Origin of the sequence: Protofrankia sp. CiP1_Cm_nod1 (assembly GCF_920888515.1) — a bacterium.
Classification (GTDB): domain Bacteria; phylum Actinomycetota; class Actinomycetes; order Frankiales; family Frankiaceae; genus Protofrankia.
Window position 1 is genome coordinate 1 of sequence record NZ_CAKKTM010000062.1, and the last position, 2980, is coordinate 2980.

The following is a 2980-nucleotide window of genomic DNA, read 5'->3' on the forward strand; positions in this document are numbered from 1 at the left end:
CCTCACCCGGCCGGCCGTGGGCGGGCCCGCCTGGTGGGACGCCGGCTGAGCGCGCCCACGGTCAGCCGGCCACCAGTTCGCCGGCCCGGCACCCGGCGGGAGCCGGCCCGCCCGTGGCCGGGCGCGAGCCGGGTTCCCTTGCCCAGCGTCGTTCCCTTGCCCGTCGGGTTCCCTTGCCCGCCGTGCTCCCTGGCCCAGCGTCCGGCCCGGGGTGCCTCGCCGTGGGCCGGGACGGCCCCGCTCCCCTCCGCGTAGCTCCGCTGCCACGCTGGCCGTATTGCCAGTCGGTCATACTGTGATTGATCGCGCACCTTCGGTAGGCGAGTTGGGTGCGAGCGTCACGACAGGTTACGGATCAGGAGGTTCTGGTTACTTCCCATACTTTCTTCATGTTGTCTCTTTCACAAATCCTACGTAGCGTGGTAGAAACATCTCCGATGTAGCCGAGCCGGTGTATCCCAACAGGCAGAGGAGGCTGTCCTAAAAACAGCTCGAGTGTCGGTTCGACTCCGACCACCGGCACATTCAGATCTGTTCCGTGGCCGCCGGCCGGATCATTCCGGCCGGCGCTCGGTCATGCCAGCGGGCTATTCGCCCGAATGTCTCATCGTCATTGACACGTGACCCTTCCTCATGCTGGTCGCCGTCCGGTGCCGGCGGTTGTCGCCACGAGTTTCGCGATCATGTCGGCGAAGGCTTCGAGCGATCTTGCGGGCCGCTCCGGCGCCATCCGGCGCCGTCCGGTGGTCGTTCACGGGACTATGGGTACAGCCTCCGTCCGCGGCGTTCTACTCTGTATTCCGACAGGTTCGTCGATCGAGCGTGCCGATCGCCCGCGTCCCCGCTGATCCACTTTGTGGATCCAGATGTTGATCCACGCGGTGGGCGGCGCGGTCGGCCGAGCCCGGCGGCAGTTGCGATCTATACGCCCGGTTGGACGCGGGCGGCGGAAGGAGTCGTGTCCTGATGGCCGAGATGCGCTCGTCGAATCCGGTGTTCAGCCGGCGTGGCTTCGCCGGCTGGTCGGCGCCGTCCTCCTCCGGGTACGGCCCCGGTGGGTACGCGCCGCCGGGCGGGGGAGTCCCGCCCACCCCGACACCGGAGCAGCTCGCCGGGCTGTACCGGGCGCCCAGCGGGCTGACCGTCGACGACGTCGTCGTCCACACCCTGGGCCTGTTCGCGGTGATGGCCGTCACCGGGGCGGTCGGCTGGGCGATCGCCCCGACCACCCCCGCGGTCGGCTTCACCGCGATGTTCGCCGCGCTCGCACTGTCCCTGGTGATCTCTTTCAGCCGGCGGCTGCGGCCCGCGCTGATCGTGCTCTTCGCCGCGCTCGAGGGCCTGTTCGTGGGCGCGGTCTCCCGGTTCTACGAGGACGCCTTCCACGGGATCGTGCTGCAGGCGCTGCTCGGGACCGCGGTGGTCTTCGTGGCAATGCTGGTGGCCTATCGCAGCCGCCGGCTGCGCGCGACCGAGCGGATGGCCCGGGTCGTCTACGGGTCGTTGCTCGGCGTGGTCATGCTTGGCCTGACCGACCTGGTGGTCAGAGCGGTGTCGGGCAGCCATCTGCCGATCATCAATGACGCGTCCCCGCTCGGCATCCTGTTCAGCCTTGCTGTGCTCGTGGTCGCGAGCCTGCAGTTCATCCTCGACTTCGACTACATCGAGCGTGCGATCGCCGCTGGCGCTCCCCGTGCGGAGGCCTGGCGAGCCGGATTCGGGCTGCTCGTCGGATTTGTCTGGGTGTACCTGGAGATGCTCAGGCTGCTGTCGAAGCTGCGCGGCTGACCGGCTGGACCGCTGGGTCTGTCGTCGTGGGCGGGTGCCGCCCCGCCGCTCACCCGGAGCGGTCGGGGCCGGCGTGCTCGATCTCGATGCTGATCAGGCAGCGCTGGTCGCGGACCATGGCGGCGCGATAGTCCTCCCAGTCCGGGTGCTCGCCTGACAGCGTGCGGTAGTAGTCGACGAGAGGCTCCATGGCATCCGGGAGCGAGATGATCCGTGCGCGGCCCCGCACCTGGATCCACGGCCCGAAGAAGGCGTCGGGGAAGACGCACAGCCCGGCCCGCGGGTCGCGATGGAGATTGCGGACCTTGTAGGCGGTCTCCCTGCTGCTGATGACGAGTCTGCCGTCGGTGTCGACGCCGACGGTGACCGGTGACAGCTGCGGAGTCCCGTCCCGCCGGAAGGTGGCGAGGACGGCCCGATGGTTGTCCCGGACGTAGTCCCGGGCCGCTTCGATGTCCATGGGCTGATTCTCGCCCGGCCGGCCCGGTGGCACCGTGCCGAGTGCTCCTGCACTCGTCGCCGAGGGGGGAGGGCGACCAGGGCCCGGAGCTTCGTGGGGCTGCGACGCACATGGGCCGTACCGGGCCGGTCGGGCGAAGAAGGTTTATCGGGTGAAGAGGGGTATATCGGGTCAGGTCCGGATGGCGCGCCTGCGCAGATCCGCTTCGTGGACCACAGCCGCCGCATAGCAGTGCGGGAGCCCGTGCTCGTCCCGTAGCCAGTTCACGCGCTCGGAGAAGCGCAGGAGACCAGGCCCGCGATCCAGACATCCCAGCCAGTGGCCGACGTCGTGTCCGGTGATTCTGGGAATTCGTTCGATAAGGCTGTGGTGGGTCTCTTCGGAGCGTTGTTGCGACATTGGCGCCTCCAGTACTCACTGGTCAACCAGTCATGGAAGGAGAGTGCACCACCAGTCGGACAACGGCAAGACCCGCCACGGCTGTCATGGGGTAGCCTTTATGGATGGCCGAAGCGGATCCTGTGGCGATGCGGGATCTGATCACTTCGGGCGTGGCGCTCCTGGACGCGCCGCTGGCGGCACTGATCAGCGAGATACGGCGGTTGCGCGACCACGTCCACGGATGGACGCCGATCTCCTGGCGGGAGCCATGCGCTCCCTGCCAGCCGGACGCCGGCCCACCCGGGCCCGTGCCCAGGCCCGGCTCCGGGGCGGGCGCCGGCGGGGCGGGAG

Annotated in this window: 4 protein-coding genes and 1 tRNA gene; 3 read left to right on the plus strand and 2 right to left on the minus strand. The window is 69.0% G+C overall.

Annotation, left to right across the window (positions count from 1 at the left end):
- Positions 1 to 447 precede the first annotated feature (447 nt).
- Together NBX02_RS03590 and NBX02_RS03595 are read left to right on the plus strand one after the other, a co-directional pair.
- Positions 448 to 522 (plus strand) — tRNA-Leu (locus NBX02_RS03590).
- Positions 523 to 966: 444 nt separating this feature from the next.
- Positions 967 to 1788 (plus strand): Bax inhibitor-1/YccA family protein, encoded by an 822-nt coding sequence (locus NBX02_RS03595; RefSeq protein ID WP_250286394.1) that lies wholly within the window; start codon positions 967 to 969, stop codon positions 1786 to 1788.
- A gap of 49 nt (positions 1789 to 1837) precedes the next feature.
- Here NBX02_RS03595 and NBX02_RS03600 read toward each other — a convergent pair whose 3' ends face one another.
- Together NBX02_RS03600 and NBX02_RS03605 are read right to left on the minus strand one after the other, a co-directional pair.
- Positions 1838 to 2248 (minus strand): PPOX class F420-dependent oxidoreductase, encoded by a 411-nt coding sequence (locus NBX02_RS03600; protein WP_250286395.1) that lies wholly within the window; start codon positions 2246 to 2248, stop codon positions 1838 to 1840.
- A 171-nt stretch (positions 2249 to 2419) separates the two neighbouring features.
- Complete coding sequence (locus tag NBX02_RS03605) at positions 2420 to 2647, minus strand: DUF4287 domain-containing protein (protein WP_013872262.1); 228 nt, start codon at positions 2645 to 2647, stop codon at positions 2420 to 2422.
- A gap of 122 nt (positions 2648 to 2769) precedes the next feature.
- Here NBX02_RS03605 and NBX02_RS03610 point away from each other — a divergent pair.
- The coding region (locus NBX02_RS03610) for a hypothetical protein (RefSeq protein WP_250290000.1) at positions 2770 to 2980 on the plus strand (211 nt) is incomplete at its 3' end.